This window comes from Burkholderia sp. Ax-1720 (genome assembly GCF_011753035.1).
Taxonomy (GTDB): Bacteria; Pseudomonadota; Gammaproteobacteria; order Burkholderiales; family Burkholderiaceae; genus Burkholderia; species Burkholderia gladioli.
This window is the reverse complement of the sequence record NZ_VWWK01000015.1, coordinates 45,791-71,679: the sequence shown is the minus strand read 5'-3', so window position 1 is coordinate 71,679 and position 25,889 is coordinate 45,791. Positions and strand designations below refer to the sequence as shown.

Genomic DNA, 25,889 nt, shown 5'->3' with positions numbered 1-25,889 from the left:
CAGGCAATGCAGAAAATCCTGGTGGCGCGTTCGATCTTTCCGGACGTGATCGAGCGGCTCGAACAGCATTTCGAGGTGGACTGGAACGACGGCGACGCGCTCGCGCCCGAGGCGCTGACGGCGCGCCTAGCCGACAAGGACGGCGCGCTGACCGCGGGCGACCCGATCGGCGCGGCCACGCTGGCGGCCGCGCCGAAGCTGCGGGTGGTGGCCAACATGGCGGTCGGCTACAACAACTTCGACATGGCCGCCTTCAATGCGGCGAACGTGCTCGGCACCAATACGCCGGACGTGCTCAACGAAACCACCGCCGATTTCGGCTGGGCGCTGATGATGGCGACCGCGCGGCGCATCGCCGAATCCGAGCACTGGCTGCGGGCCGGCCAGTGGCGCAAATGGTCGTTCGACAGCTTCCTCGGCGGCGACATCCACGGCGCCACGCTCGGCGTGATCGGCATGGGGCGCATCGGCCAGGCGCTGGCGCGGCGCGCGCGCGGCTTCAACATGCGGGTGGTCTATCACAACCGCTCGCGCGTCGCGCCCGACATCGAGGCCGAACTGAACGCCGAGTACCTGGGCAAGGAGGCACTGCTGCGGCAGGCCGATCACGTGGTGCTGGTGCTGCCCTACACGAAGGACAACCATCACACCATCGGCGCGGCCGAACTCGCGCTGATGAAGCCGAGCGCGACGCTGACCAATATCGCGCGCGGCGGCATCGTCGACGATGCGGCGCTGGCCGAGGCGCTGCGCGAGCGGCGTATCGCGGCGGCCGGCCTCGACGTGTTCGAGGGCGAGCCGAGCGTGCATCCGGCGCTGCTGGAGGTGCCCAACGTGGTGCTCACGCCGCATATCGCCAGCGCCACCGAGGCGACCCGCCGCGCGATGGCGAACCTCGCGGCCGACAACCTGATCGCGGCGCTCGGCGTCGGGCCGCGCGCCGGACGTCCGCCCAATCCGATCAACCCCGACGTGATCGGCAAGGCGCGCGCATGACGATGCCGCTTCTGCTGGGCGCGCTGGTGGTGCTGGCGGTGGCGCTGGCGGTCGCGTTGCTGGTGATCTGGCGCGGCGCGGGCCGCGGCGCCGAGGGCGAGGGCTGGCTCGGCGAGCGGCTCGACGACGTGCAGGATGCCCAGGCGCATGCGATGGAGCGGCTCGAACGTGCGCTGCGCGGCGAGCTTGCCGACAGCGCGCGGGCCTCGCGCGGCGAATTGTCGGGCAGCTTCGCCCAGTTGCAGCAGACCCTGGCCGCGCAGATGACGAGCGTGGCCACCGTGCAGAACCAGCAGATCGACGGCTTCGCGCAGCAGCTCGCCAAGCTGGTCGCCGCGAACACGCAGCAGTTCGAGGCGGTGCGCGAGGGCCTGCAACAGCAGGCGCAGCTCGCGCGCGACGAGCAGGGCGCTTCGCTTCGCCATTTCGGCACGCTGCTGAACCAGCAGCTCGCGCAACTGAGCGAGGCCAACGACCGGCGGCTGGGCGAGGTGCGCGCCACGCTCGAGCAGCGCCTCAAGGAGATCGAGGCCAACAATGCCGTGAAGCTCGAGGAGATGCGCCGCACCGTCGACGAGAAGCTGCATGCCACGCTCGAGCAGCGGCTCGGCGAATCGTTCCGGCTGGTTTCCGAGCGGCTCGAGCAGGTCCATCGCGGGCTCGGCGAGATGCAGACGCTGGCTGCCGGCGTGGGCGACCTGAAGAAGGTGCTGACCAATGTGAAGACGCGCGGCACCTGGGGCGAGGTCCAGCTCGAGGCCCTGCTCGAACAGATGCTGACGCCGGATCAATACGCGAAGAACGTCGCCACGGTGCCGCGGCGCAGCGAGCGCGTCGAGTTCGCGATCCGGCTGCCGGGCCGCGAGCACGATGCGCAGCCGGTCTGGCTGCCGGTCGACGCGAAATTCCCGCGCGAGGACTACGAGCGCCTGATCGATGCGCAGGAGCGTGCCGACGTGGCGGCGGTGGAGGAGGCGGCGCGCGCGCTGGAGCTGCGCATCCGCGCGGAGGCGAAGAGCATCGCGGAGAAATACGTGTCGCCGCCGCACACCACCGATTTCGCCTTGCTGTTCCTGCCGACCGAGGGCCTGTATGCCGAGATCCTGCGGCGGCCCGGGCTGACCGACCAGCTGCAGCGCGACTATCGCGTCACGGTGGCGGGACCGACCACGCTGACGGCCCTGCTCAACAGCCTGCAGATGGGTTTCCGCACGCTCGCCATCGAGCGGCGTTCGAGCGAGGTGTGGCAGGTGCTTGGCGCGGTGAAGACCGAGTTCGGCAAGTTCGGCGAGGTGCTGGCGCGCACCAAGGCGCAACTGGAGACCGTCACGCGCTCGATCGAATCGGCCGAGCAGCGCACGCGGGTGATGAATCGCAAGCTCAAGGATGTCGAGGCGCTGCCCGGCGATCAGGCCGCGGGGCTGCTCGGCGCAGCCTCGGGCGAGGCCGATCCCGACGAGGCCTGAGGTGTCGCCGCCGGGAAGCCGCCCGTCCAGGGACGGCGCACCCGGCGCGCGGCTTATTCGTCGCCGGGCGCCGGCTGGGCGAGCGTATCGAGCGCCTCGCCCGTGACGCGCACCACGCGCCAGTCGGACAGCACGGTGGCGCCCATCCGTTCGTAGAAATCGATCGCCTGGCGATTCCAGTCGAGCACGGTCCACTCGAAGCGGCCGCACTTGCGCTCGACCGCGAGTGCCGCCACCGCGCGCAGCAGCCGCGTGCCGAGGCCGGTGCCGCGGCAGGCCGGCTTGACGTAGAGATCCTCCAGATAGAGGCCGCGCTTGCCGACGAAGGTCGAGTAGTTCTGGAAGTAGAGCGCGTAGCCCACCACCTCGTTGTCGAGCGTCGCGACCAGCGCGCCGGCCGCCGGGTTCCGGCCGAACAGCGCGTCGGCGAGATCGGCCTCGGTGGCGACGAACAGGTGCGTGAGCGATTCGAACTGGGCCAGCTCGCGCGTGAGCGCGACGAGATCGGCGACGTCGTCGGGCTGCGCGTCGCGGATCTCGAAGTTCATGCCTCCTCCTGCACGTCCGACAGCACGATCTCGATGCCGCCGAAGCGCGAGGCAACCCAGTTGTAGGCGTGGCAGGCGATCCACAGCAGCACGAAGCCGAGGATCGCGTTCAGCAGCAGGGCGCTGAAGATGGTGCTCAGTTCGACCGAGCCGAAACGCACGAAGGCGACCACGATCCCCAGCAGCACGATCGGCACGCTGAAGGTCAGGTAGACGAGGATCAGCGCCTTGGCCGTCTGCCCTGCCGCGATCGAGGAAATTTGCTTTTTCATAATCGAGTTGCCCCGTAAGTGCTGATAGTGGTGAATCTCAGAGTGCGCCGGCGAACGGGAGGATCTCCACGCTCGCGCCGGCCTCGACGCGGGCCAGCTCCGCGCCGATCACGATGAAGCAGTTCGCGTCGCTGAGGCCCTTCAGCGATGCCGAGCTCTGTGAGTCCGCCGGGCTCACCTGCCAGTTGCCGTCGGCGTCGCGCGAGGCGATCCCGCGCAGGAAATCGGTGCGGCCCGCGCGCGTGTCGATCGCCGCGAGGGTGCGGGCCGGGTAGCGCGGCGCCGGTTCGGGGCGCGCGCCCATCAGTGTCAGCAAGGCGTCGCGCACGATCACCTGGAACGTGGCCGCGACCGCCACCGGATTGCCGGGCAGGCCGAAGAACAGCGCCGCGCGCGCGCCCGGCGCGGCCGGCGCCAGGCGAGCCTCGCCGCCAAGCCGCCGACGCCGCCCCATCCGCTGGCGGCCCCACGCCGCGCCTCGACAGGAGACACCGCATGAACCAGGCCCTATCCTCATCGCTCGCCGTGATTCCGCTGTCCGCCCACATCGGCGCGGAAATCCGCGGCGTGGACCTCACCGGCCCCTTGTCGGCGGCCGAGATCGCGGGCATTCGCGAGGCGCTGCTGAAGTGGCGCGTGATCTTCTTCCGCGAACAGTTCCTGAACCACCAGCAGCACGTGGCCTTCTCGGCGCAGTTCGGCGAGCCGACCGTCGGCCATCCCGTGTTCGGCTACGTGGAAGCTCATCCGGAAATCTATTCGATCGCCAAGTTCCGCCAGGCCACGCGCTACGAAGGCGCGCCGGTGCGGCGCCCCTGGACCGGCTGGCACACCGACGTGACGGCCGCCGTCAATCCGCCCTGGGCCTCGATCCTGCGCGGCGTGACGATCCCGCCCTACGGCGGCGACACGCAATGGACCAACCTGGTGCGCGCCTACGAGACGCTCTCGCCGCCGATCCAGCGGCTGGTGGACGGGCTGCGCGGCATCCACCGCTTCACGCCGCCGCCCGGCGCCGCCGCCACGCGCGACTATGCCGAGGCCGTCGAGCGGCGCAGCCTGGTGAGCGAGCACCCGCTGGTGCGGATTCATCCCGAGACCGGCGAACGCGCGCTCTATGTGAGCCCGAGCTTCCTGAAGTCGATCGTCGACGTCACGCCCACCGAGAGCCAGGCGATCCTCGAACTGCTGTGGGAACACGTGACGCGCCCGGAATTCACGGTGCGCTTCAAGTGGGAGCCGCGCAGCCTGGCGTTCTGGGACAACCGCTCGACCGCGCACCTGGCGCCCTCCGACATCTTCGATCTCGACTTCGACCGCCAGCTCTACCGCACCACCCTGGCGGGCGACGTGCCGGTAGGCCCGGACGGCCGCGCCTCGGTGGCGATCGAGGGTTCGCCGGTAGGCGCGGCGACCGCCACCGCGCTGAACTGAGGCGGCGCCAGGCTCAGGCCGCGCCGGCGGTTCGCGGCGCCGCCCCGCCCGGCGCTGGCGCCTCGGCCCTGGGCGGCGCGATCACGGGCGCATGCTCGTCCATCAGCGCCGCGATCCAGTCGATGAACACGCGCAGCTTCGCGCTGACATGCCGGTTCGGCGGGAACGCCACGTAGAGCGGCATCGAATCCAGGCGCCAATCCTCGAACAGCGGCAGCAGCTCGCCATTGGCGCGCGGCGCCCGCGCCATGTAGTCGGGCAGCCACAGCACGCCGAGGCCGGCCAGGCCCGCCGCGAGATAGGCATTGCCGTCGTCGACGGCGAGCACATGACGGCCCTGCACGCTGATCCGTTCGTCCTCGCGCTGCATCGCGTAGGGAAACACGCGCCCGGTGCGTGCCCAGCGGAAGCCGACGATGCGATGCGCGGTGTTCTCCAGCTCGCGCGGATGCGCCGGCCGCCCCATGCGCTCCAGGTAGGCCGGCGCCGCATAAACCCCCAACTGCAGATCGCCCACGCGACGCGCCATCAGCGACTGGTCGCTCAGCTCGCCGCCGCGCACCACGCAATCGACGTTCTCGCCGATCAGGTCGACCCGGCGGTCGCTCACGCCCATGTCGAGCTGGATATCCGGGTAGCGCGCGTGGAAGGCCGGCAGCGCCGGCACCAGGATCAGGCGCGCCAGCGGGCTCGGCACGTCCACCCGCAGCCGCCCGCGCGGCAGCGCCGAGGCGTCCGACAGGCTGGTCTCGGCATCGTCCATGTCGGCCAGCAGGCGCAGCGCGCGCTCGTAGAAGGCCGCGCCGTCGGCCGTCACGTTGAGCCGGCGCGTGGTGCGATTGAGCAGCTTCACGCGCAGCCGCGCCTCGAGCTGCTGCACCAGTTGCGTAACGGTGGTCTTGCTCATGTGCAGCGTCTCGGCCGCCTTGGTGAAGCTGCCCGCCTCCACCACGCGCACGAAGGCCTGCATCGCGTCGAAACGGTCCATATGGATCGGTGCTCCAGGGAATCGGGATTGTTTGGATTCTACAAAAAGTGATGGATGGGCTTGCCTGTTTATCGAGGCGCGGCGCGTGGCCAGAATCGCTGCATCTTCCATCCGGGCCGCGAGCGGCCCAATCATCCAGGAGTCGATCGATGACGCAGGCAGCAAGACAGCGCGATGTGGTGTTCCCGCCGGGACGGCAGGCCTTGTACGAGCGCAACCGCTATTCGCCGGCGGTGCGCGCCAACGGGCTGCTGTTCGTTTCCGGGCAGGTAGGCAGCCGCGAGGACGGCTCGCCCGAGCCCGAGCTGGAGGCGCAGGTGGCGCGCGCCTTCGAGAACCTGAACGCGATCCTCGCGGCGGCCGGTTGCAGCTTCGACGACGTAATCGACGTGACCGTCTTCATGGTCGATCCCGAGGCGAATTTCGAGCGGGTCTGGCAGGTGGTGCCGAAGTACTGGGGCGAGGCACCCCATCCGAGCCTGACCGCGGTCGGCGTGACCTGGCTCTATGGCTTCCAGTTCGAGATCAAGGCGATCGCGCGCCTGCGCGACTGAGGCGCGCGAGGTCGTCCTGAAGCCGCTTCAGGCCGTGCCGGCCACTTCGCCGGCGCGAGCCACGGCGCCCGCCAGCCGGCGCACCGGGCGCTTCAGGCCCAGATGCTCGCGCAGCGTGGTGCCCGTGTAGTCGTCGCGGAACAGGCCGCGCCGGCGCAGTTCCGGCAGCACCAGCGCGATGAAGTCGTCGAGGCCGCCCGGCAGGGTCGGCGCCATCACGTTGAAGCCGTCCGCGCCGTAGTGGACGAAACGCTCCTCCAGCGCGTCGGCGATCTGCTTCGGCGTGCCGATCACCTGCCAGTGGCCGCGCGCGCCGGCGATGCGCAAGGCGAGCTGGCGGATCGTCAGGTTCTCGCGGCGCGCCAGCTCCAGCGTGAGCGCCTGGCGGCTCTTGCTGGCATTGGTTTCGGGCAGCTCGGGAATCGGCCCGTCGAAGGGATAGGCCGACAGGTCGAAGCCGCCGGTCAGGCCCGAGACGAAGGCCAGCCCCACCACCGGGTCGATCAACTGTTGCAGGGCCTCGAACTTCTCGCGCGCCTCGCTCTCGTCGCGGCCGACCACCGGGAACACGCCGGGCATGATCTTCAGCTCGTCGGGTTCGCGGCCCCATTCGGCCATGCGGCCCTTCACGTCGGCGTAGAAGCTCACCGCCTCGTCGAGTGTCTGCTGCGCGGTGAAGATCACCTCGGCGGTACGCGCGGCCAGCCGCTTGCCGGCCTCGGACGAGCCGGCCTGCACCACCACCGGCTGCCCCTGCGGCGCGCGCGGGATGTTCAACGGCCCGCGCACCTGGAAGAAGCGGCCGCGATGCTCGAGCACCTGGCGCCCGGCCGGATCGAAGAAACGGCCGGCCGCCTTGTCGCGCACGAAGGCGTCGTCGTCCCAGCTGTCCCACAGCGCGCGCACCACGTCGGCGAATTCCCCGGCGCGATCGTAGCGCTCGGCATGCGCGTAATGTTCATCGCGATTGAAGTTCTCGGCCTCGTGGCGGTTCGACGAGGTGACCAGGTTCCAGCCGGCCCGGCCGCCGCTCAGATGATCGAGCGAGGCGAACTTGCGGGCGATGTGATACGGCTCGTTGAAGCTGGTCGAGGCCGTGCCGACCAGGCCGATGCGCTCGGTCACGGCGGACAGCGCCGAGAGCAGCGTGATCGGCTCGAACTGCGCGTTGTAGCTGTGCGCGGTGCGGCTCAGGTAGTCGACATCGTCGCCGCGCGTGCCCACGCCGTCGGCCAGGAATACCAGGTCGAACCTGGCTGCCTCGGCCGCCTGCGCGAGCCGCGCGTAATGGCGGAAGTCCACGCCCGCGTCGGCCTGCGTATCGGGATGCCGCCAGGCCGCGATGTGATGGCCGGTCGGATAGAGAAAGGCGCCCAGCGCCAGATGTCCGCTGCGGGATCGGGTCATGGAGTCGGTCTCGACGAGATGGCGAAGGCGGCGCGGGTTCGGTTCGACGCGGCGCGGCCTGCTTCAGAACACGCGGCCTTCGGTCAGGTGGGTGGTGGTGCCGTTCAGCTCGTAGTCGCCCACCACGCGCGCCTTGTGCAGCAGCGGGTTGTGGCTGAAGATCGTGCGCAGGTTGCGCCAGTGGCGATCGAGATTGTGGCGGCGCGAGGTGGCCGAGGCGCCGCCCACCTCGAACAGCCGCTCGGCCGCGTGCAGGGCCAGCTTGCTGACCACCAGCTGGGTGCGCGCGGTGGCCAGCGCGCCTTCGAGTATCAGGGCATCGGCTTCGGGTGCGCCGGCCTCGATCGCGTCGGCGGAACGATCGAGCACCCGCGCGTTCTCGCGCACCAGCGCGTCGATCGCGTGGCTGTGCGCCGTCAGCTCGCCCACCGTCTGCTGGATGAAATGGTCCTCGCGCGCCGAGGCGGCCGGGCTGTGCAGCACCGGGCGCCCGAATTCGATCACGTAGCGGCGCGCGTCGGCCGCCACGTTGCGCACGATGCCGGCCGCCACCGCCACCAGGTGCAGTTGCCGCAAGGCGCCGCCGTGGCGGCCCACCAGCGAGCCGCTGTCGCGCTCGACCACCTCGTCGGGCTCCACGCGCACCTGGTCGAGCACCAGGGTGCCGCTGGCGGTCATGCGCTGGCCCATGCCGTCCCAGTCGTCGTCGATGCGCAGGCCCTCGCGCGCCACCGGGATCACGATCGCCACGCGCGCGTCGTCCTCGCCCTGCACGTTGATGCGCGCGTAGTCGGAGAACAGCGTGCCGGTCGAATAGTATTTGCGCCCCGTGGCGAGGAAGTGGTCGCCCTCGCGCACCAGGCTGGAGGTGACTTCGCCGGGGCGCGAGGTATGGCGCTCGGTCAGCGCCCCGCCGAAGATCGCGCCCGACAGCACGCGCTCGACCTGCAGGTCGTTGGAGGCCGAGCGCGGCGACAGGCGCAGCGCCTCGGTCACGTCGTAGTGCAGTCGCAGCGCGTGCGAGAGGCTCGAATCGGCGGCAGCCAGCGTGGCGATCACCTCGAACAGCTCGACCAGGCTGGCGCCCAGCCCGCCGCGCGCGGCCGGGATCCGCAGCGCGCCGAGTTCGGTGCCGCGAAACTTCGCGAACCCCTCGAAGGGCAGTTCGCGATCGGCCTCGCGCCGTGCCGCGCCCTCGCCGATCTGCCTGGCCAGTTCCGGCAGCGCGGCCAGCGCGGCATCGAGACGGGAACGGGAGGCGATCGTGTGCGGGGCGTTCATGCGGGGCATCCTTGTGCGGGTTTCGTCAGTCAGGCGCGCCGCCGGGGCTTCCGGCGGCGCGCCTGACAGTATAGGAATCGCCTCGCGGGGCAGTTCGACCGATTTCAGCTAAGGATATGCGGGGCGAGGATAAGCTCGCCCCGCGTTGGCGGCGCCGGTTCGCGTGCTCGGCTCAGACCCGCTCGCGTTGCAGCTCGACCACGTTCACCGCCGCGCCGAACACCTCGCGCACCAGCGGCAGCAGGTGATCATGGTGCGTGAGGAACAGCACCTGGGTGCGCGAGGACAGCTCGCGCAAGGCTTCGAGCCCGGCCTTCGAGCGCGCGTCGTCGAAGTTGATGAAGAGATCGTCGGCCACGAAGGGCAGCGCCGCCTTGTGCGCGAGCTGCAGTTCGAGCGCAGCGATGCGCAGCGCCAGGAACAACTGGTCGCGCGTGCCTTCGCTCAGCCCGCCCACCTCGACCGAGCGGCCGCTGGCGCGCCGCGCAGACAGCTCGGGCGGCTGCCGCTCGGTATCGACGGTCAGGCGCAGGAATTCGCCCAGCGTGAGGCCCGCGAAGATCTCGCCGGCGCGGCTCAGCATCGGCCCCTGCTTCTGGTCGCGATAGCGGTCGATCGCCCAGCGCAGCAGGCGGCTCGCGGTGGCCGCCTCGATGTACTGCTCGGCGGTGTCGCCCATCGCGGCCAGCGCCTCCTGGCGCCGCGCCTCGGCCAGCGCCGCGCTCGACTGGCCGGCCGCCGATCTCGACCCGGCCTTTCCGCCCCGGATCGCGTTCGCCGGCGCACGTCACCTCGTACTCGCGGCGGCGACCCGCGCCCGCCTCGCGGAGCTGGCGTACGACTTCGCCCGCCTCGAAGCGCTGATGCACCGACTGGACCTCACCACGGTGCAGTTGGTGTGGCGGGAGTCGGGCACCGTCTTCCACGTCCGTGACCCGTTCCCCGTCGGCGGCGTCGTCGAGGACCCGGCGACCGGCGCCGCGGCCGCCGCGTTCGGCGCCGAGCCGGTCGCGACCATCGGCCCGGTCGGCCGGCGCATCGAGCCAGGGCGCCAACTGGGCCCCGAGCGGCTGCGCCGGATCGAGCACGGCGTCGACGGCGCCCGTCTGCGCGAGATTGTCGAGACCGGGCGCGAACACCGCCGTCGATTTCGCCATCTCCTGCAGCACGTCGAGCGGCAGCTTGGTGACGCGCGAGATCGAGGGCAGGTCCATCACGGCCGGCTCGGCGCCGGGCAGCGCGAGCAGCACGCGAGTGGCCAGCGCGGTGGCGATGAAGGCGCCCGCCGCCGTGCCGCCGTACAGCAGGCCGATGGTCGGATGGCCGCGCAGGCTCGCCAGCATCAGGCTCTTGGCCAGGTGCGAGAGGCATTCGTTGAGCCCGAGCAGTTCGTCGCGCTTGCTCATGCGCTGGCTGGCGCTGTCGACCAGCACCAGGATCGGCGTGTCGCCGCCGCGCCGCACGATGTCGAGCACGCGCGAGGACAGCCACAGCGCCTCGTCGACGCCCACGAAGGCCCCGCCCGATACGCCGATCACCTCGACCACCCGCCCCGCCAGGCTGGCGCGGCCGGCCAGCAGGCCGTCCTCGCGGATCGCGATCTCGTGTTCGAAGGCGGCCAGGATCTCATCGAGCTTCATCGTGCTTCTCCCTTGACGGCTTGCAGGCGCTCGGCCAGCGCGGCGAAGGATTCGCCCGGCATGGCGGGGATCGCCTCGGCTTCGGCCTCGCTCGCGCCCAGCCGCTGCCAGACCTCGCGCGCGTCGGCGCAGTCGCCGTAGGCGGCAAGGCGCGCCTCGAGCCGCGTCTGCTCGGCGTCGAGCACCTCGAGGTCGAAGCCATGACGGGCCGCGAGCAGGTCGAGCGCGGCCGCGCGGAAGGCCGGCAGCGTGTCCTCGACGAAGCGCTCGGCGCCGCCGATCAGCCGGCGATGCTTGCCGCCCATGGTGCGCCAGACCAGCGCGCGGTCCTTCGAATCGAATTCCTCGACACCGCGATTGGTCTCGATCACCTCGGGGCCGGACACGCTGATGCGTCCCGGCTCGGACACCGCCAGCGCCGAGCAGCAGGCGGCCAGCAGGCCGCCGCCGCCGTAACAGCCGGCGCGCCCGCCGATCAGCCCGATCACCGGCGTGCCGGCCGCGCGCGCATCGACCAGCGCGCGCATGATCTCGGCGATCGCCAGCTCGCCGGCGTTGGCCTCCTGCAGTCGCACGCCGCCGGTATCGAAGGCGATCAGCACCGGCGTGCCCGCCTCGCGCGCGGCGCGCAGCAGGCCGGTCAGCTTGGCGCCGTGGATCTCGCCGAAGGCGCCGCCCATGAAGCGGCCCTCCTGCGCGGCGACCAGCACCTCGCGCCCCTCCAGCCGCGCGCGGCCGACGATCATGCCGTCGTCGAACTGGCGCGGCAGCTCGAACAGCGGCAGGTGCGGGCTCATCTCGCGCTCGGCGGGACCGACGAATTCGACGAAGGAGCCGGCATCCACCAGTCCGTCGATGCGCTGCCGCGCCGAGGCCTCGTACCAGCTCGCGCCGGCCGCCACGGGATCGAAACCGTTCATCGCTGGCCTCCCTCGATGGCGCGCACCGCCTGGGCCAGGCGCAGCGCGACCGTGTCGGGCCGCGCGCCGCCGTCGTTGATCGACAGGCGCAGGCCGCCCGGCGAGCGGCGCTCGACGAAGTCGGCGATCACCGCCTGCCAGACCTCGCCGAAGCCGACCGCCGCGGTCTGGATCTCGACCTCGCAGTCGGTGCCGCCGAGCACGCGCTCGACCAGCACCTCCAGGTTGCCGGAGGCGACCACGCCGACCAGCGCCGAGGCCGCCTCCCCCGCCGCGCGTTGCCGCGCGGTATGACGATAATTGAGCCGTTCCATTCGATTTCTCCCGCCGGCGCTTCCCGAAGGCCGGCCGAAACGCGCGGCGTGCCGCGCGGCTCGCGGCGGCGGCACCCGAAGGCGCCTTCGCCGCGCGCTTGCCTCACCAGTTCCGAAACCGCGAGGGCGGCGCGTACAGCCCGCCCGACCAATGCACCAGGTCCTTCACCGAGCGCGCCGCCAGCAGGCGCCGGTCGGCATCGAGCGGATCGATGCCGAGATCCTCGGGGCGCCGGATCACGCCGCGCTCGCGCAGCCGCTCCACCAGCTTGCGATCGCGCCCGCGGCCGATCTCGGTATAACCGGCCACGCCGCGGATCGCGTGCTCGCGCTCGTCCGCGTCGCGGCACAGCAGCAGGTTCGCGATACCCTCCTCGGTCACCACGTGGGTGACGTCGTCGCCATAGACCATGATCGGCGCGAGATCGAGCTTGAGCCGGTCGGCCAGGCGCAGCGCGTCGAGCTGCTCGACGAACATCGGCGCGTTCTTCTCGCCGAAGGTCTCGCCGATCTGCACCACCAGCTTGCGGCCGCGCCGCAGCGCCGCCGGCGTGGCCGGATCGGCCTGCTCGCCGGCCTTCAGCCAGGGCTCGCTCGGATGGCGCCGGCCGCGCGCGTCGCTGCCCATGTTGGGCGCGCCGCCGAAGCCGGCGATGCGGCTCTCGGTGACGGTCGAGGAATGGCCGGCCAGGTCGATCTGCAGCGTCGAGCCGATGAACATGTCGCAGGCATAGAGGCCGGCGGTCTGGCAGAACGCGCGGTTCGAGCGCAGCGAGCCGTCGGCGCCGGTGAAGTAGATGTCCGAGCGCGCGCGGATGTAGTCGTCCATGCCGACCTCGGAGCCGAAGCAGTGGATCTGCTCGACCCAGCCCGATTCGATCGCGGGGATCAGCGTGGGATGCGGGTTGAGCGCCCAGTGCGTGCAGACCTGCCCCTTCAGGCCCAGGCGCTCGCCGTAGGTGGGCAGCAAGAGCTCGATGGCCGCGGTGTTGAAGCCGATGCCGTGGTTCAGGCGCTTCACGCCATAGGGCTGGTAGATGCCCTTGATGGCCAGCATCGCGGTGAGGATCTGGGTCTCGGTGATTGCGGCCGGGTCGCGCGTGAACAGCGGCTCGACGAAGAACGGCCGGCCCGCCTCGACCACGAAATGCACGCGATCGCCGGGGATGTCGACGCGCGGCACGCGATCGACGATGCGGTCGACCTGGGCGATCACGATGCCGTCCTTGAAGGCGGTGGCCTCCACCACGGTGGGCGTGTCCTCGGTGTTCGGGCCGGTGTAGAGATTGCCGTCGGCGTCGGCGCTGACCGCCGCGATCAGCGCGACCTGCGGCGTGAGGTCGATGAAGTAGCGCGCGAACAGCTCGAGATAGGTATGCACCGCGCCCAGCTCGATGCGCCCGCCGAACAGCAGCCTGGCGATGCGCTGCGACTGCGGACCCGAGTAGGCGTAGTCGAGGCGCCGCGCGATGCCGCGCTCGAACACGTCGAGATGCTCGGGCAGCACCACGCCCGATTGCACCATGTGCAGGTCGTGGATCCTGCCGCTGTCGACTTCCGCGAGCGCGGCGGCCAGCAGGTCGGCCTGCTTCTGGTTGTCCCCTTCCAGGCAGACCCGGTCGCCCGGGCGCAGTACCGCCTCGAGCAGCGCGGTGGCATCCTCGGCCGCCACCCGCTTGCCGCGCGCGAGATGCGCGCCTGCCGCGAGGCGCGCGTCGCGTGCCTGTTGCGCCTGATTCCATGCCGTCATTGCGTCTCTCCTGCGATGCGTATCCGGTCGTGGCGACGATTGTAAGCCGCGCCCCGCGCGCGATTGATGAAGTTGCCGAATGCCACTCAGAGGCCGCGCCGATCGATCTCGCGCCGGCCGCGCCCGTCTTGCCGTAGACTGCCGTGACGGCCCGGCCCGCGCCGGCTTTGCCAGGCCCGCGAGCACCGCTGCCGGCGCGCCCTCACCCTCACCGTGCTGGTGCCGGCCCGCCGTCCTTGCCCTGCCCCACTGGATTCCGCCATGCGTCCCTTACCGCCCGAGCTGCTGCGCAGCTTCGTCGCCGTCGCCCAGACTGGCAGCTTCACCGCCGCCTCGGAGCGCGTCAACCTCTCGCAATCGACCGTCAGCCAGCACATCCGGCGGCTGGAGGAACTGCTCGACCGGCCGCTGTTCGAGCGCGACACGCGCAACGTGCGGCTGTCCGCCAACGGCGAGGCGCTGCACCGCTACGCGAGCCGCATCCTGGAGCTGATGGACGAGGCCGTGATGTCGGTCTGCGGGCCGCCGCTGTCGGGCAAGGTGCGGCTCGGCATGTCGGAGGATTTCGCCTCCACCCACCTGGCCGCGGCGCTGGCGAACTTCATCCAGCGCAATCCCGAGGTCGAGCTGGAGATCGCCACCGGCCTGTCGGGCGACCTGTTCGACGCGCTCGACGAGGGGCGCCACGACCTGGTGTTCGCCAAGCGCGTCGCCGGCAGCCGGCGCGGCCGCGTGATCCGCACCGAGCCGCTCTACTGGTGCACCGGCCCCGGCTCGCCGATCACCGGGCGCGAGGCGGTGCTGCCGCTGGCCCTGCATCCCGAGCCCAGCGTGTCGCGCCGGCGCGTGCTGGAGACGCTCGACGCGATCGGCCGGCCCTACCGGATCGCCGTGTCGAGCAGCAGCATCGCGGCGCTGCGCGCGGCCGCGGCGGCCGGGCTGGGCGTGTCGGCCTTCGCCGGCTACGTGATCCCGCAGGGCCTGGCCAAGCTCGACGCCGACCTGCCCGCGCTCGGCGATCTCGAATACGTGATCGACCGGCCGGCTTCCGCCTCGCGCTCGACGCTGGCGCTGGAGGCGACGCTCGCGGCCGCCGCCGCCGAATTCTGAAGCCGGCACGGCGGCAGCCTTCACCATCGCGCGTCAGGCATTCGTCAGGCCGCCATCGGCGATTCGTTAGCGATGCTTGACAAGCGGCCGAGCCCTGCCCGGGCCGCCGCAAGCCAACTGACAAGCACGTCATCGTCCGGTCACGGTCCGGGCAGCCTCACGCGGCCAGAATGCGCCGCAACGGCCGTCGCGCACTCCGCGCGCCGGTGCGCACAACGCGCCGCGATGCCGATGAAGGAGCCCCATCATGCGATCCCTGTTCTGCCTGCCGCTGCTGCTGGCCGCCGTCGCGCCCCTGGCGCAGGCCCAGTCGTCCACCGCCGCCACGCCGCCCGAGAAGACCCACGCGCAAGTGGTCGCCGAACTCGTGCAGGCCTACCGCGAGGGCAGCATCCCGACCACCGACGGAGACTACCCGCCCAGCGACAGCACCATCGAGCGCAACCGCGCGCGCTTCGAGTCGAAGACGCCGAGCTGGGCCCAGCAGCCGCAGCCGCAAACGCAAGCGCAGCAATAAGCGCGGCATCCGCGCGATCCGGGCGGCCCGCCGCCGCCCGGCCGCGACGATTGGCGAAACCGGCGAAACGCCCTAGGATGGGCGTGTTTCGCGCGCGGCACCGTGCCGTGCGCGCCTAGCCGACCGCCGCCATGTCCCCTTTCGCCACGCCCCGATCGGCAGCCGAGCCCGTCGACCACCTGCCCTACGAGAACACGCCGCGCCCGGTCGCCGCGATGGCCGCGCGCTATCCGAACGGCCTGCACATCGCCACGCACCGGCACCGCCGCGCGCAGTTGCTCTACGCCATCGAGGGCGTGATGCAGGTGACCTCCGAAACGGGTGCCTGGGTGGTGCCGCCCACGCGCGGCGTCTGGCTCGAGGCCGGACTCGACCACGCGGTGCAGATGAGCGGCGACGTGCAGATGCGCACCGTGTTCGTCGAGCCCTCGGCGGCGCTGGCGCTGCGCGCGCGCACCGGCGTGGTGGACGTGCCGCCGCTGCTGCGCGAGCTGATCGTGGCGGCGATCGACGTGCCGCTCGATTACGCGCCCGGCTCGCGCGACGAGCACCTGATGCAGTTGCTGCTGGCCGAGCTGAACTCGGTGCCGCAATTGCCGCTGCACCTGCCCTGGCCACGCGATGCTCGGCTGCGCGCGGTCTGCGACGCGCTGCTGGCCTCGCCGCACGACGATCGCACCATCACCGAATGGGCCCGGCAGTTCGGCATGTCGGAAAAAACGCTCTACCGCGGCTTCAGCCGCGAGACCGGCATGACCTTCGGGCGCTGGCGCCAGCAGGCGCGCCTGCTGCTGGCCTTGAAACGCCTCGCGCACGGCGAGAAGATCCTCAGCGTCGCGCTCGACCACGGCTATCGCAGCCAGAGCGCCTTCACCGCGATGTTCAAGCGGCATTTCGGCGTGGCGCCCTCGGCCTTCTACAACTGAGAAGCCGACGCGGCGAGCCGAACGCTCAGGGCAGGAAGCTGCGGCGCCGCGCCTCGATCAGCTCGACCAGCAGGCGATCGCGCTCGGCGCCGAACTCGGCGATCGAGCGCTCGCCCTGGATCTCGCGCAGTTCCTCGACCAGCTTGCGATCGACCGTCTCGTTGAAGGAAGGCGTGCCGAGATCGTCCCACCAGCTCGTGATGGGCCCCGACAGATGGTCGAGGAAATGCGCCATGCCGCCCTCGCCGCCGCCGAGGTGGTAGGTCAGCCCCTGCCCCATCAGTCCCCAGCGCAAGCCCGGCCCCCACGACACGGCCTTGTCGGCGTCGGCCACGCTGACCACGCCCTCGCCCACCAGGTGATAGACCTCGCGGAACAGCGCGGCCGCCAGCCGGTTCGCGACATGGCCGGCCATTTCCTTGTTGAGCACGATGGTGACCTTGCCGAGCGCGTCGTAGAAGCGTTTCGCGCGCGCGATGGTCTCGGCCGAGGTGGCCTCGCCGCCGACCAGCTCGACCAGCGGGATCAGGTGCGGCGGATTGAAGGGATGCGCGATCAGGCAGCGTTCGGGATAGCGCTCGCAGGCGGTCTGGATCGCCGACATGGTGAGCCCCGACGAGCTGGAGGCGATCAGCGCCTCGGCCGGCAGCCGCGCATCCATGCGGCGATACAGCTCGCGCTTCACGTCGAGCCGTTCCGGGCCGTTCTCCTGCACGAAATCGACGCCGTCGAGCGCGGCCTCGAGATCGGCCTCGAAGCGCAGCCGCGCCGCGCATTCGCCGAGGCGCGTCTCGCCCATGAAGCGCCGCAGCGCGGCGTTCAGTTGCGCTGCCGCCTCGGGTGCCGGGTCGCTCACCACCAGTTCGAAACCCTGGTCGAGATAGAAGGCGGTCCAGCTCGCGCCGATCACGCCCGCGCCGATCACGGCAATGCGTTGGATGTCCATGGGATGCGTGTCTCCGATGTAGTTGAGTCGTCCGGGAAGCCCGGCGACGATTGTCGCATCGATCGGCGCCTGCGCGTCGCGAAGCGCAGGCGAGGCACATCGTTCGTCGCGGAATCCTTGCGCGCGCAACCGATAATGAAAAACGCCACGCGGCTTGCGGCCAGCGTGGCGTTTTTCTCATGAAGCCCGACCTCAGTCGGCCAGGCGCGACTCGAACTTCGCCTTGGTCTCGCTGAGCGCCTGCGGCAGGCGCGCCTTCAGCTTGTCGAACAGCTCGTCATGCAGCGCGAGCTCCTCGCGCCAGGCCTCGCGATCCACCGAGGCGACCTGCTCGTACTGCGCCGGCGTGAAGGCCAGGCCCTGCCAGTGCAGGTCGTGATAACGCGGCGTGATGCCCAGCGCATGCTCGACGCCTTCGCCGCGCCCGTCGAGGCGATCGAGCATCCACTTCAGCACGCGCATGTTCTCGCCGAAGCCGGGCCAGGCGAAGCGGCCGTCGGCATCCTTGCGGAACCAGTTCACGCAGTAGATCTTCGGCAGGCTCGCGCCCGAGGCCTCGAGCTGCTTGCCGAGCGTGAGCCAGTGCGAGAAGTAGTCGCTCATGTTGTAGCCGCAGAACGGCAGCATCGCGAACGGGTCGCGGCGCACGATGCCCTGCTTGCCGGCTGCCGCGGCGGTGGTTTCCGAGCCCATGGTGGCGGCCATGTAGACGCCCTCGGTCCAGTCGCGAGCCTCGGTCACCAGCGGCACCGTGGTCGAGCGGCGACCGCCGAACACGAAGGCGTCGATCGCCACGCCGGCCGGATTGTCCCAATCGGCGTCGATCGACGGGCATTGCGAGGCCGGCGCCGTGAAGCGCGCGTTCGGATGCGCGGCCTTGCGGCCGGTCTCCTTGCCGATCTCCGGCGTCCAGTCCTGGCCCTGCCAGTCGAGCAGGTGGGCGGGCGGCGTGTCGGTCAGGCCTTCCCACCAGACGTCGCCGTCATCGGTCAGCGCGACATTGGTGAAGATCACGTTCTCGCGCAGCGTGGCCAGCGCGTTGGGATTGGTCTTCTCGCCGGTGCCGGGCGCCACGCCGAAGTAGCCCGCCTCGGGATTGATCGCGTAGAGCCGGCCGTCGGCGCCGGGCTTGAGCCAGGCGATGTCGTCGCCGATGGTGGTGACCTTCCAGCCCTCGAAGCCGGCCGGCGGGATCAGCATCGCGAAGTTGGTCTTGCCGCAGGCCGAGGGGAAGGCCGCCGCGATATGGCGCTTGGTGCCGTCGGGCGCGCTCACGCCGAGGATCAGCATGTGCTCGGCGAGCCAGCCCTCGTCGCGGCCCATGGTCGAGGCGATCCGCAGTGCGAAGCATTTCTTGCCGAGCAGCGCGTTGCCGCCGTAGCCCGAACCGAAGCTCCAGATCTCGCGCGTCTCGGGGAAGTGGACGATGTACTTGGTGTCGTTGCAGGGCCAGCGCACGTCGGCCTCGCCGGCCGCCAGCGGCTGCCCGACGCTGTGCACGCAGGGCACGAAGTGGCCGTCCTCGCCGAGCACCTCGTACACGTCGCGGCCCATGCGCGTCATGATCCGCATGTTGACCGCCACGTAGGGGCTGTCGGACAGCTCCACGCCGATATGCGCGATCGGCGAGCCGAGCGGGCCCATCGAGAACGGCACCACGTAGAGCGTGCGGCCGCGCATCGCACCGCGGAACAGCCCGTCGAGCGTGACGCGCATCTCGGCCGGCGCGATCCAGTGATTGGTCGGGCCCGCGTCCTCGCGCGCTTCGCTGCAGATGAAGGTGCGATCCTCGACGCGCGCGACGTCGGACGGATCGGACAGCGCGAGGAACGAGTTCGGACGCTTGAGCGGATCGAGCCGGATCATGGTGCCCTGCGCGACCATCTGTTCGCACAGGCGGTCGTATTCCTCTTGCGAGCCGTCGCACCAGACGACGCGTTCGGGTTCGGTCAGCGCGGCGATGCGCGCCACCCAGTCGACGAGGCCGCGGTGCCGGACGTACTCGGGTACGTCGAGCGATACGGAATGCGTAGCCTCGAGCGCATGGCTTCGGGTCATGGAAATCTCCAGGTAGTTGAACAGGAATTCGGTGGGTGGCGCGCGTCCCGGCATGAAGCTTCAGCGTGGACGCGGCGGCGCATGGATGCGGGCGGACCAGGCAAGATGCGGTTCGCGACGAACCGCAGCCGTTGCGCGAGCGCGCGGCACCGGCGTTGCGGGCGGGTTCCGGCGCAATGCGGCGGCGCGGCGGCGGAGATGGCCGCGGCCGGCACCAGAACCTTCTGGCGTATCGAGAGGCGAATCGATCTTGGTCATCGGCATCGCTAGCTTGCCGATGCCGACCTCGTTATAAGAAAGAAGGCCAGCATACCATCGCGCTCCCGCAGTTTGGGACGGCTGGAGGTCGCGATTCGGGATGATCCCGATAGGGATCGCCCTGAAGCGGGGCGCGACCCCGGCGGTTCTCTCGGCGCCGCCCTCCACCCGGGACCTTTTCCTCTCGGACACGACGGCGCGCGCGAAACGAGGCGAGGGGCTCGCGCCCCGGCCATCGATGCGCGTGCAGGCTCGATTGACGATGGCCTCTTGAATTCGCGCGCGGCGTTCCTACCTGTGGAGCCATGAGGCGAGCGCGACCCGCGCCGCCGGTTGACAACGCATCGCACGCCGCGTGTTTCAAACAGGGCCGCGCGTGCCGATCCTCGAGAGGACTCGAACCATGACCACTTATCGTTTCGGTGCCGGCCTGTTCGGCGAATTCGACCGGCTGCAGCGGCAGATGTCGGGCCTGCTGGCCGCGCCCTCGTTCGCGGCGGCCGCGCGCAGCGGGCGCTTCGACAGCTTCCCGCCGATCAACATCGGCGCCTCCGACGAGGCGATCGAGATCGTGGTGGCGGCACCAGGCATGCAGGCCGGCGACTTCGACCTCAGCATCGACAAAGGACTCCTGACGATCACGGGCGAGCGCCGCGAGGCGCAGGCCGGCCCCGCTGCACCGCAGGCCGAAGGCGAGGCGCCGCGTGCGGCCGCTCGCGTGCTGGCCCGCGAGCGCTTCGGCGGACGCTTCCGTCGCGCCGTCGAACTGCCCTCGAATGCCGATGCCAACGACATCCAGGCGCGCTACGAGGATGGTTGCCTGCGCATCCGTATCGCGAAGCGCGCGGCATCGCAGCCGCGTTCGATCCAAGTCCAGTAAACAGCCTCGAGGAATATCGCCATGAACACCACGTCCGAACTGATCGATCGCCCCGCCGTCGCCGACACTGCCGCGCCGGAAACCACGCCAGCCAGCGAGACGCCGCGCCGCGGCCCGGCCGTCACGCCGGCCGTCGACATCGTCGAGGACAGCGAGGGCATCACGCTGTGGGCCGACCTGCCCGGCGTCTCGAAGGCCGGGCTCGACCTGCGCGTGCACGACAACCGCCTGACCATCGACGCCCAGGTGTCGCTGCCGCAGACCGAAGGCCTGCGCGTGCAGCACGCCGAATGGCGCGCGCCGCGCTATCTGCGCAGCTTCGTGGTCAGCCCGCACTTCGATACCGCGCGCATCGAGGCGAACCTGCGCGACGGCCTGCTGACGCTGCGGATCCCGCGCCGCGCCGAAGCGCTGCCGCGCAAGATCGAGGTGGCCACGGGCACGGCCTGAGCCTGGTCCGCCATCGGCGCGCCGTCGCCATCAAGGCGCGGCGCCCGATGCCGGGGCCGCGCCCGCGCCGGGCCGGCCGCTCTCGATCCGCCTCCCGCCTCCCGCCGCCACCGGCGGGATTTTTTTTCATGGCGCCCGGCGGCCCCAACTGCAGGCCGACATCAGGGGAAACTATAATAGCGGCCGGTCACGCAACCGGCAGGGGCCTCGCAGCGCGACGGCCGCGCGGCGGCGGGCCCGCCCCTTACTCGACGCCATGCACAATCGACCCAGCCTGATTTCCCTGACTTGCGCGCTTGCCGCCGGCACCCTGCTGGCGGCTTGCTCGTCCGCGCCCAAGCCGCTGTACACGCAGGAGCAGTTCGACGCATCGAGCAGCCCGTACACGCATACCTTCCACGAGAGTTCGACGGCCACCTGCGAGGCGGCGCGCCGCGCGCTGCTGAGCCAGGGCTACATCACCAACCTGGCGCGGCCCGATACGGTGGACGGCAGCAAGAACTTCCAGCCGAACAACGATACCCACGTGGTGATCGAGTTCCACGTGGTCTGCGTCGACGCCGATGCGGACTCGAGCTCGAGCATCGCCTACGTGAACGCGGTGCAGGACCGCTACACGCTGAAGAAGACCAATACCTCGGCCAGCGTCGGTCTTTCGGTGCTGGGCTCGGTGTCGCTGCCGATCGGCTCGAGCGACGATTCGATGGTGAAGATCGCCAGCGAGACGATTCCCGCCGGCGTGTTCTACGACCGCTTCTTCAAGCTGGTCGATCACTTCCTGAAGGTCGACCCGGCGCGGCACGGCAAGGCCGCCGCCAAGGCCGCCGAGAAGGAGCCGGTGGCGCCGCTGCCGGAGCCGGCCCCGAGCACCGGCACGCCCGGCGACGACGGCTCGGTGAAGCTGAAGACGCCGGCCGTGCCGACCCCGCCCTCGGCACCGATCTCGGGCCTCGCGCCGGTGCCGGTGGCGGCCACCGACGGACGCGGCGCGACCGCCGGCGCGGCGCTGCGCGCGCCGGCCTTCGGGTCGAGCACGAACTGCACGTCGATCGGCGCGTTCCAGAAATCTCGGGCCAGATCGGAGATCCGGCCCGAGAACTGGCTCTTCACCCAGTCGAGCTTGAAGCGGTTGGGGGCGGCAATGGACAAGGTGTGCGCGGCGGCGTCGAAGGCCACCGGCGCCAGCGGTTTTATCCACGTCACGTACTGCTGGGGCGTCAATTCACGCTCCAGCAGGGCGGAACAGTGTTGCCAGAATTCGTTCATTGAGTTGCTGTCGTTCTTGGGTTGCACAGCGGCACGAGGCCGCCCTTGTCGCGGATTGGCAACAAGGCCCGGTGCGGCCGAGCGAGCATGCTCCGGAGGCTGGTGCCACAAGGGTTTGGGGCACAGGACGGGCCGGAGCGGCGTGCGGGATTCCTGGAGATAAGGCGAGATTCTACCGCCAAAAACGCGCGTCGCGGGAGTTATCCACAGGGGTGGGGCGATCGGGCGGGTGGGCGCAGGATCGCGGGGGCGGAGGCGGAAATGGGGCCGAGGCAGGGCCTAAAGTATTGACCGTCCACAGAAAAACGGTTTAAATAGCGGGTTCCGCGAAAACCAATCCTAGATTTTCGGCGATTGCGTTCGCCCGGTGGCCTGAAGGATCGGGCACGCGGTCCCTGATTACCGATATTCTCGTCAAAGTGAGAGCAACATGAAACGTACCTACCAACCTTCCGTCACGCGTCGCAAGCGTACCCATGGTTTCCGCGTCCGCATGAAGACGGCGGGTGGCCGCAAGGTCATCAACGCACGTCGTGCGAAGGGTCGCAAGCGCCTGGCCATCTAAGGGCGGGCGATACGCCGTGTGTGCCGTGCGCGGCGATGCGGGCAACGCAGTCGCAGGCCCCGGCATCGATCCGTTGCTGGTGGGCGCGACCTTCCCGAAAGCCGCGCGGCTTCTGAAAACGGATGAGTTCTCATCCGTTTTTCGTTTGCGGCCCTGGCGGCGCAGCGCGCACTTCGTGATCTACGGCAAGCCGACGGGCGGTGACGCGCGTCTGGGCCTGGTGATCGGCAAGAAGTTCGCGCCGCGCGCGGTCACGCGCAACCTGGTGAAGCGCCTCGCCCGCGACGCGTTTCGCCGGCGCCGCGCCGAGTTCGCCGGCTGGGACCTGCTGCTGCGGCTGCATACGCGCTTCGACGCGAAGGCGATGCCGAGCGCGGCTTCCGCGCCGCTCGCCGCGTTGTGCGAGGGCGAGATCCGCGAGCTGCTGGACAAGGCGGCGCGCGAGGTCGTGCGGCGCGGGCCCGCGAAGCCCGCGGCGGACTGAGCTTTCCCCACGAGGTACGGGCCGGATGCATCCCGAGGATATGTCCGGCCACATGGCGGCGCGCAGGCGCCGACTGCTATGCAAACGGTTTTGATCGCGTTGCTGCGTTTCTACAAGGCTGCCGTGAGTCCTTTCCTCGGCAGCCGTTGCCGTTTTTACCCTTCCTGTTCGGATTACGCGCGCGAGGCAATCCAGTATCATGGCGCCGCGCGCGGCACCTACCTGGCCGCCAGGCGCCTGTGCCGCTGCCATCCTTTTTCCGCCGGCGGCATCGATCTGGTACCACCGGCCCGTTCCGGTCCTTGCGCCAGCCACGACGCTGAAGCGCCGTCCCATCGACTCTGAGACAACGCATGGATATCAAACGCACCGTCCTATGGGTGATCTTCTTCATGTCAGCGGTCATGCTGTACGACAACTGGCAGCGTGCCCATGGACGCCAGTCGATGTTCTTCCCGAACGTCACGCAGACCACCGGCGCCTCCTCGACCGATGCGAGCAGCGGCGCCTCGGCGGCCGGCGGCGCGCCGGCGGCCCTGCCGGCCGCCTCGACCACGGCACCCGATTCCACCGCGCCGATCGCCCAGGCGCAGCTGGTGAAGTTCTCGACCGACGTCTATGACGGCGAGATCGACACGCGCGGCGGCACGCTGGCGAAGCTGACGCTGAAGAAGGAAGGCGACGGCAAGCAGCCCGACCTGTTCGTCACGCTGTTCGACCACACCAAGGATCACACCTACCTGGCGCGCACCGGCGTGACGGGCGGCAACTTCCCGAACCACAACGACCTGTACACGCCGGCGGCGGGCAACCCCAGCGCGCTGGCGGCCGGCCAGGACAGCATGAAGCTGTCCTTCGAGTCGCAGGAGAAGGGCGGCGTGAAGGTGGTGAAGACCTATACCTTCACGCGCGGCAGCTACGTGATCGGCGTCGACACCAAGATCGACAACGTCGGCACGGCCCCGGTCACGCCGACCGTCTACATGGAAATCGTGCGCGACAGCACGCCGGTGGAAACGCCGCTGTTCTCGCACACCTTCCTCGGGCCGGCCGTCTACACCGACCAGAAGCACTTCCAGAAGATCACCTTCAGCGACATCGACAAGAACAAGGCGGAATACATCAACTCGGCCGACAACGGCTGGGTGGCGATGGTCCAGCATTACTTCGCGTCGGCCTGGATTCCGCAGCAGGGCGTCAAGCGCGACATCTATGTCGAGAAGATCGACCCGTCGCTGTATCGCGTGGGCGTGAAGGAGCCGGTCAAGACCATCGAGCCGGGCCAGTCGGCCGACGTGTCGGCGCGCCTGTTCGCCGGCCCGGAAGAGGAGCGCGTGCTGGAAGGCATCGCCCCGGGCCTCGACCTGGTGAAGGATTACGGCTGGGTGACGATCATCGCCAAGCCGCTGTTCTGGCTGCTGCAGAAGATCCACGGCTACGTGGGCAACTGGGGCTGGTCGATCGTGCTGCTCACGCTGCTGATCAAGGCCGTGTTCTTCCCGCTGTCGGCGGCGAGCTACAAGTCGATGGCGCGCATGAAGGAAATCACGCCGCGCATGCAGGCGCTGCGCGAACGCTTCAAGAGCGATCCGCAGAAGATGAACGCGGCGCTGATGGAGCTCTACAAGACGGAGAAGGTCAACCCGTTCGGCGGCTGCCTGCCGGTGGTGATCCAGATCCCGGTGTTCATCTCGCTGTACTGGGTGCTGCTGGCCTCGGTGGAAATGCGCGGCGCGCCCTGGATTCTCTGGATCCACGATCTGTCGCAGCGCGATCCGTTCTTCATCCTGCCCGTGCTGATGGCCGGTTCGATGTTCCTGCAGACGCGCCTGAACCCGACGCCGCCGGACCCGGTCCAGGCCAAGATGATGATGTTCATGCCGATCGCGTTCTCGGTGATGTTCTTCTTCTTCCCGGCCGGCCTGGTGTTGTACTACGTGGTCAACAACGTGCTGTCGATCGCGCAGCAGTACTACATCACGCGCACCATCGGCAAGAAGAAGGCGGCCAGCTGATCGAGCTGGAAACGGCCTGAGCTGGATGCATGAAGAAAAACCGCCCGGTCTAGCCGGGCGGTTTTTTTTATGTGTGACGGAAACGGAAAGTTGCGCGGATCAGTGCTCGGAGGCGTCGCCGTAGAACTGTTCGATCAGCTCCTGCACCAGGTAGCGGTGATGCGGCGAAAGCGCCTCGATCTTGGTGGCCAGCTCGATCGTCTCCGGCGTGGGCGGGTATGTCTCGTCGCGCGGCAGCGGTTTCGGCGTGTTGCGCGCGGCCACCGAGGGCGGCGGCCCGTAATGCAGCCAGTGCGCGTCGACGCGCAGCCAGCCGGCCAGCGTCTCGAGCTTGTCGGTGGTCGGGATGGTGCGGCCGGTCAGCCATTTGTGCGCCGTCTGCGGCGAGACCGGGTGCTCGCCGTGGTGCCGCAGGTTGAAGTGCAGGGCGAGTTCGGTCGCGCCCGAGACTTTTTCCGGGCTGCGCATCAAGGCGAATTTCAGGCGTTCCGAAAACGCCGTTTTCTCATCTCGGGTCGGCATGCGCCAGATTGTGCAAGCGAGCCTTGGCTATAGCGACAACCGGTCGCGCCATATTTATCTCGAATGAGCGTCGATTTAACTGTTTTCGGATGCGTAATGTGCGCAGCGTTATCTCTAAAATGCCTTGCTGGTTGGGGATGATCGGCATGTGAAGTGCTGCGACGCTATGAGGCTGGCCCGCGACGATTTAGCGTGTTTAGGAGAATGTGCCGGATCATGGATAGCCGTCTGATGGGCTTTGTCTCAAATGCAACTAACGGCCAAGCCTGCGCGGCCCGGGCGAAGTGGGTGAATCCTGTTGATCGCGACATTGCGCCGCGTC

Annotated in this window: 24 protein-coding genes and 6 pseudogenes; 15 read left to right on the top strand and 15 right to left on the bottom strand. The window is 69.6% G+C overall.

Annotated elements, in window-relative coordinates; genetic code table 11:
- Window positions 1-6 precede the first annotated feature (6 nt).
- A complete protein-coding gene (locus F3J18_RS07600; protein WP_025098978.1) occupies window positions 7-996 on the top strand; it encodes a D-glycerate dehydrogenase in 990 nt (329 codons plus the stop codon).
- A complete protein-coding gene (gene rmuC / locus F3J18_RS07595; protein WP_166912316.1) occupies window positions 993-2,462 on the top strand; it encodes a DNA recombination protein RmuC in 1,470 nt (489 codons plus the stop codon). Before F3J18_RS07600 ends, rmuC begins: the two co-directional genes overlap by 4 nt.
- Before the next feature lie 53 nt (window positions 2,463-2,515).
- Here the strand turns inward: rmuC and F3J18_RS07590 are convergent, their stop codons facing one another.
- The 3 genes and pseudogenes from F3J18_RS07590 to F3J18_RS07580 all read right to left on the bottom strand — a co-directional run.
- Complete coding sequence (locus tag F3J18_RS07590; RefSeq protein ID WP_025098976.1) at window positions 2,516-3,010, bottom strand: GNAT family N-acetyltransferase; 495 nt, start codon at window positions 3,008-3,010, stop codon at window positions 2,516-2,518.
- Window positions 3,007-3,282: a hypothetical protein gene (locus tag F3J18_RS07585; protein WP_013697061.1), complete on the bottom strand. Its 276-nt coding sequence runs from the start codon at window positions 3,280-3,282 to the stop codon at window positions 3,007-3,009. Before F3J18_RS07585 ends, F3J18_RS07590 begins: the two co-directional genes overlap by 4 nt.
- A 37-nt stretch (window positions 3,283-3,319) precedes the next feature.
- A pseudogene (locus F3J18_RS07580) lies at window positions 3,320-3,676 on the bottom strand (molybdopterin molybdenumtransferase MoeA); the annotation flags it as partial.
- A gap of 101 nt (window positions 3,677-3,777) precedes the next feature.
- Between F3J18_RS07580 and F3J18_RS07575 the strand changes: the two are divergent.
- Window positions 3,778-4,716, top strand: a complete 939-nt coding sequence (locus F3J18_RS07575; protein ID WP_166912314.1) for a TauD/TfdA family dioxygenase — start codon at window positions 3,778-3,780, stop codon at window positions 4,714-4,716.
- A gap of 13 nt (window positions 4,717-4,729) precedes the next feature.
- Here F3J18_RS07575 and F3J18_RS07570 read toward each other — a convergent pair whose 3' ends face one another.
- Window positions 4,730-5,704, bottom strand: a complete 975-nt coding sequence (locus tag F3J18_RS07570; RefSeq protein ID WP_166912312.1) for a LysR family transcriptional regulator — start codon at window positions 5,702-5,704, stop codon at window positions 4,730-4,732.
- Between the two features lie 149 nt (window positions 5,705-5,853).
- Here F3J18_RS07570 and F3J18_RS07565 point away from each other — a divergent pair, with 149 nt between their 5' ends.
- Window positions 5,854-6,258, top strand: coding sequence for a RidA family protein (locus F3J18_RS07565; protein ID WP_166912310.1), 405 nt, complete (start codon window positions 5,854-5,856; stop codon window positions 6,256-6,258).
- Window positions 6,259-6,285: 27 nt separating this feature from the next.
- Here the strand turns inward: F3J18_RS07565 and F3J18_RS07560 are convergent, their stop codons facing one another.
- The 3 genes and pseudogenes from F3J18_RS07560 to F3J18_RS07550 all read right to left on the bottom strand — a co-directional run.
- Window positions 6,286-7,665: an LLM class flavin-dependent oxidoreductase gene (locus F3J18_RS07560; protein ID WP_166912308.1), complete on the bottom strand. Its 1,380-nt coding sequence runs from the start codon at window positions 7,663-7,665 to the stop codon at window positions 6,286-6,288.
- A 63-nt stretch (window positions 7,666-7,728) separates the two neighbouring features.
- A complete protein-coding gene (locus F3J18_RS07555) occupies window positions 7,729-8,946 on the bottom strand; it encodes an acyl-CoA dehydrogenase family protein (protein ID WP_205195347.1) in 1,218 nt (405 codons plus the stop codon).
- A 172-nt stretch (window positions 8,947-9,118) separates the two neighbouring features.
- Window positions 9,119-9,679, bottom strand: a pseudogene (locus tag F3J18_RS07550) (chromosome segregation protein SMC); the annotation flags it as partial.
- Here F3J18_RS07550 and F3J18_RS38105 point away from each other — a divergent pair.
- Window positions 9,600-9,887 (top strand): annotated as a pseudogene (locus F3J18_RS38105) (PhzF family phenazine biosynthesis protein); the annotation flags it as partial. The pseudogenes F3J18_RS07550 and F3J18_RS38105 overlap by 80 nt on opposite strands.
- A gap of 39 nt (window positions 9,888-9,926) precedes the next feature.
- On the opposite strand, the pseudogene F3J18_RS07540 reads toward F3J18_RS38105, so the two are convergent.
- The 4 genes and pseudogenes from F3J18_RS07540 to mdcA all read right to left on the bottom strand — a co-directional run.
- Window positions 9,927-10,586: pseudogene (locus F3J18_RS07540) on the bottom strand (biotin-independent malonate decarboxylase subunit gamma); the annotation flags it as partial.
- On the bottom strand, window positions 10,583-11,506 hold the full coding sequence (locus F3J18_RS07535) for a biotin-independent malonate decarboxylase subunit beta (protein ID WP_166912303.1): 924 nt from the start codon (window positions 11,504-11,506) through the stop codon (window positions 10,583-10,585). The pseudogene F3J18_RS07540 and the gene F3J18_RS07535, both read right to left, overlap by 4 nt.
- A complete protein-coding gene (gene mdcC / locus F3J18_RS07530; RefSeq protein WP_013697340.1) occupies window positions 11,503-11,820 on the bottom strand; it encodes a malonate decarboxylase acyl carrier protein in 318 nt (105 codons plus the stop codon). Before mdcC ends, F3J18_RS07535 begins: the two co-directional genes overlap by 4 nt.
- A 103-nt stretch (window positions 11,821-11,923) precedes the next feature.
- Entirely contained in the window at window positions 11,924-13,570 is a 1,647-nt protein-coding gene (gene mdcA, locus F3J18_RS07525; protein ID WP_025098594.1) for a malonate decarboxylase subunit alpha, read from the bottom strand.
- 261 nt (window positions 13,571-13,831) lie between these two features.
- Here mdcA and F3J18_RS07520 point away from each other — a divergent pair, with 261 nt between their 5' ends.
- The 3 genes from F3J18_RS07520 (at window position 13,832) to F3J18_RS07510 (ending at window position 16,123) form a co-directional block, all read left to right on the top strand.
- Window positions 13,832-14,680, top strand: a complete 849-nt coding sequence (locus F3J18_RS07520) for a LysR family transcriptional regulator (RefSeq protein WP_013697338.1) — start codon at window positions 13,832-13,834, stop codon at window positions 14,678-14,680.
- Window positions 14,681-14,927: 247 nt separating this feature from the next.
- The gene (locus F3J18_RS07515; RefSeq protein ID WP_166912301.1) at window positions 14,928-15,197 is read left to right on the top strand and encodes a DUF4148 domain-containing protein; all 270 of its coding nucleotides are present in this window, start codon (window positions 14,928-14,930) and stop codon (window positions 15,195-15,197) included.
- A gap of 131 nt (window positions 15,198-15,328) precedes the next feature.
- The gene (locus F3J18_RS07510; RefSeq protein WP_025098596.1) at window positions 15,329-16,123 is read left to right on the top strand and encodes a helix-turn-helix transcriptional regulator; all 795 of its coding nucleotides are present in this window, start codon (window positions 15,329-15,331) and stop codon (window positions 16,121-16,123) included.
- 25 nt (window positions 16,124-16,148) lie between these two features.
- Here the strand turns inward: F3J18_RS07510 and F3J18_RS07505 are convergent, their stop codons facing one another.
- Entirely contained in the window at window positions 16,149-17,069 is a 921-nt protein-coding gene (locus tag F3J18_RS07505; RefSeq protein ID WP_166912299.1) for a 3-hydroxyacyl-CoA dehydrogenase NAD-binding domain-containing protein, read from the bottom strand.
- 192 nt (window positions 17,070-17,261) lie between these two features.
- Window positions 17,262-19,127 carry a phosphoenolpyruvate carboxykinase (GTP) gene (locus F3J18_RS07500; RefSeq protein ID WP_166912297.1) on the bottom strand — a complete coding sequence of 622 codons (1,866 nt, stop codon included), beginning with the start codon at window positions 19,125-19,127 and terminating at the stop codon, window positions 17,262-17,264.
- Between the two features lie 661 nt (window positions 19,128-19,788).
- On the opposite strand from F3J18_RS07500, the gene F3J18_RS07495 reads away from it, so the two are divergent.
- The 3 genes and pseudogenes from F3J18_RS07495 to F3J18_RS07485 all read left to right on the top strand — a co-directional run.
- Window positions 19,789-20,265, top strand: coding sequence for an Hsp20/alpha crystallin family protein (locus F3J18_RS07495; protein WP_025098599.1), 477 nt, complete (start codon window positions 19,789-19,791; stop codon window positions 20,263-20,265).
- Window positions 20,266-20,286: 21 nt separating this feature from the next.
- Entirely contained in the window at window positions 20,287-20,715 is a 429-nt protein-coding gene (locus F3J18_RS07490; protein WP_166912295.1) for an Hsp20/alpha crystallin family protein, read from the top strand.
- A 256-nt stretch (window positions 20,716-20,971) separates the two neighbouring features.
- Window positions 20,972-21,673 (top strand): annotated as a pseudogene (locus F3J18_RS07485) (DUF2242 domain-containing protein); the annotation flags it as partial.
- Here the strand turns inward: F3J18_RS07485 and F3J18_RS38645 are convergent.
- Window positions 21,648-21,981 (bottom strand): annotated as a pseudogene (locus tag F3J18_RS38645) (DnaA N-terminal domain-containing protein); the annotation flags it as partial. The pseudogenes F3J18_RS07485 and F3J18_RS38645 sit on opposite strands and share 26 nt — an antisense overlap.
- A 430-nt stretch (window positions 21,982-22,411) precedes the next feature.
- Between F3J18_RS38645 and rpmH the strand changes: the two are divergent.
- The 4 genes from rpmH (at window position 22,412) to yidC (ending at window position 25,045) form a co-directional block, all read left to right on the top strand.
- On the top strand, window positions 22,412-22,546 hold the full coding sequence (gene rpmH, locus F3J18_RS07475; protein ID WP_004198824.1) for a 50S ribosomal protein L34: 135 nt from the start codon (window positions 22,412-22,414) through the stop codon (window positions 22,544-22,546).
- 73 nt (window positions 22,547-22,619) lie between these two features.
- On the top strand, window positions 22,620-23,030 hold the full coding sequence (gene rnpA / locus F3J18_RS07470; RefSeq protein WP_152554301.1) for a ribonuclease P protein component: 411 nt from the start codon (window positions 22,620-22,622) through the stop codon (window positions 23,028-23,030).
- A 78-nt stretch (window positions 23,031-23,108) separates the two neighbouring features.
- The gene (gene yidD / locus F3J18_RS07465; protein WP_081060853.1) at window positions 23,109-23,375 is read left to right on the top strand and encodes a membrane protein insertion efficiency factor YidD; all 267 of its coding nucleotides are present in this window, start codon (window positions 23,109-23,111) and stop codon (window positions 23,373-23,375) included.
- 8 nt (window positions 23,376-23,383) lie between these two features.
- Window positions 23,384-25,045, top strand: a complete 1,662-nt coding sequence (gene yidC, locus F3J18_RS07460) for a membrane protein insertase YidC (RefSeq protein WP_166912293.1) — start codon at window positions 23,384-23,386, stop codon at window positions 25,043-25,045.
- A gap of 99 nt (window positions 25,046-25,144) precedes the next feature.
- On the opposite strand, the gene F3J18_RS07455 is transcribed toward yidC, so the two are convergent.
- Window positions 25,145-25,567: a transcriptional regulator gene (locus F3J18_RS07455; protein WP_013699792.1), complete on the bottom strand. Its 423-nt coding sequence runs from the start codon at window positions 25,565-25,567 to the stop codon at window positions 25,145-25,147.
- Between the last annotated feature and the right edge of the window lie 322 nt (window positions 25,568-25,889).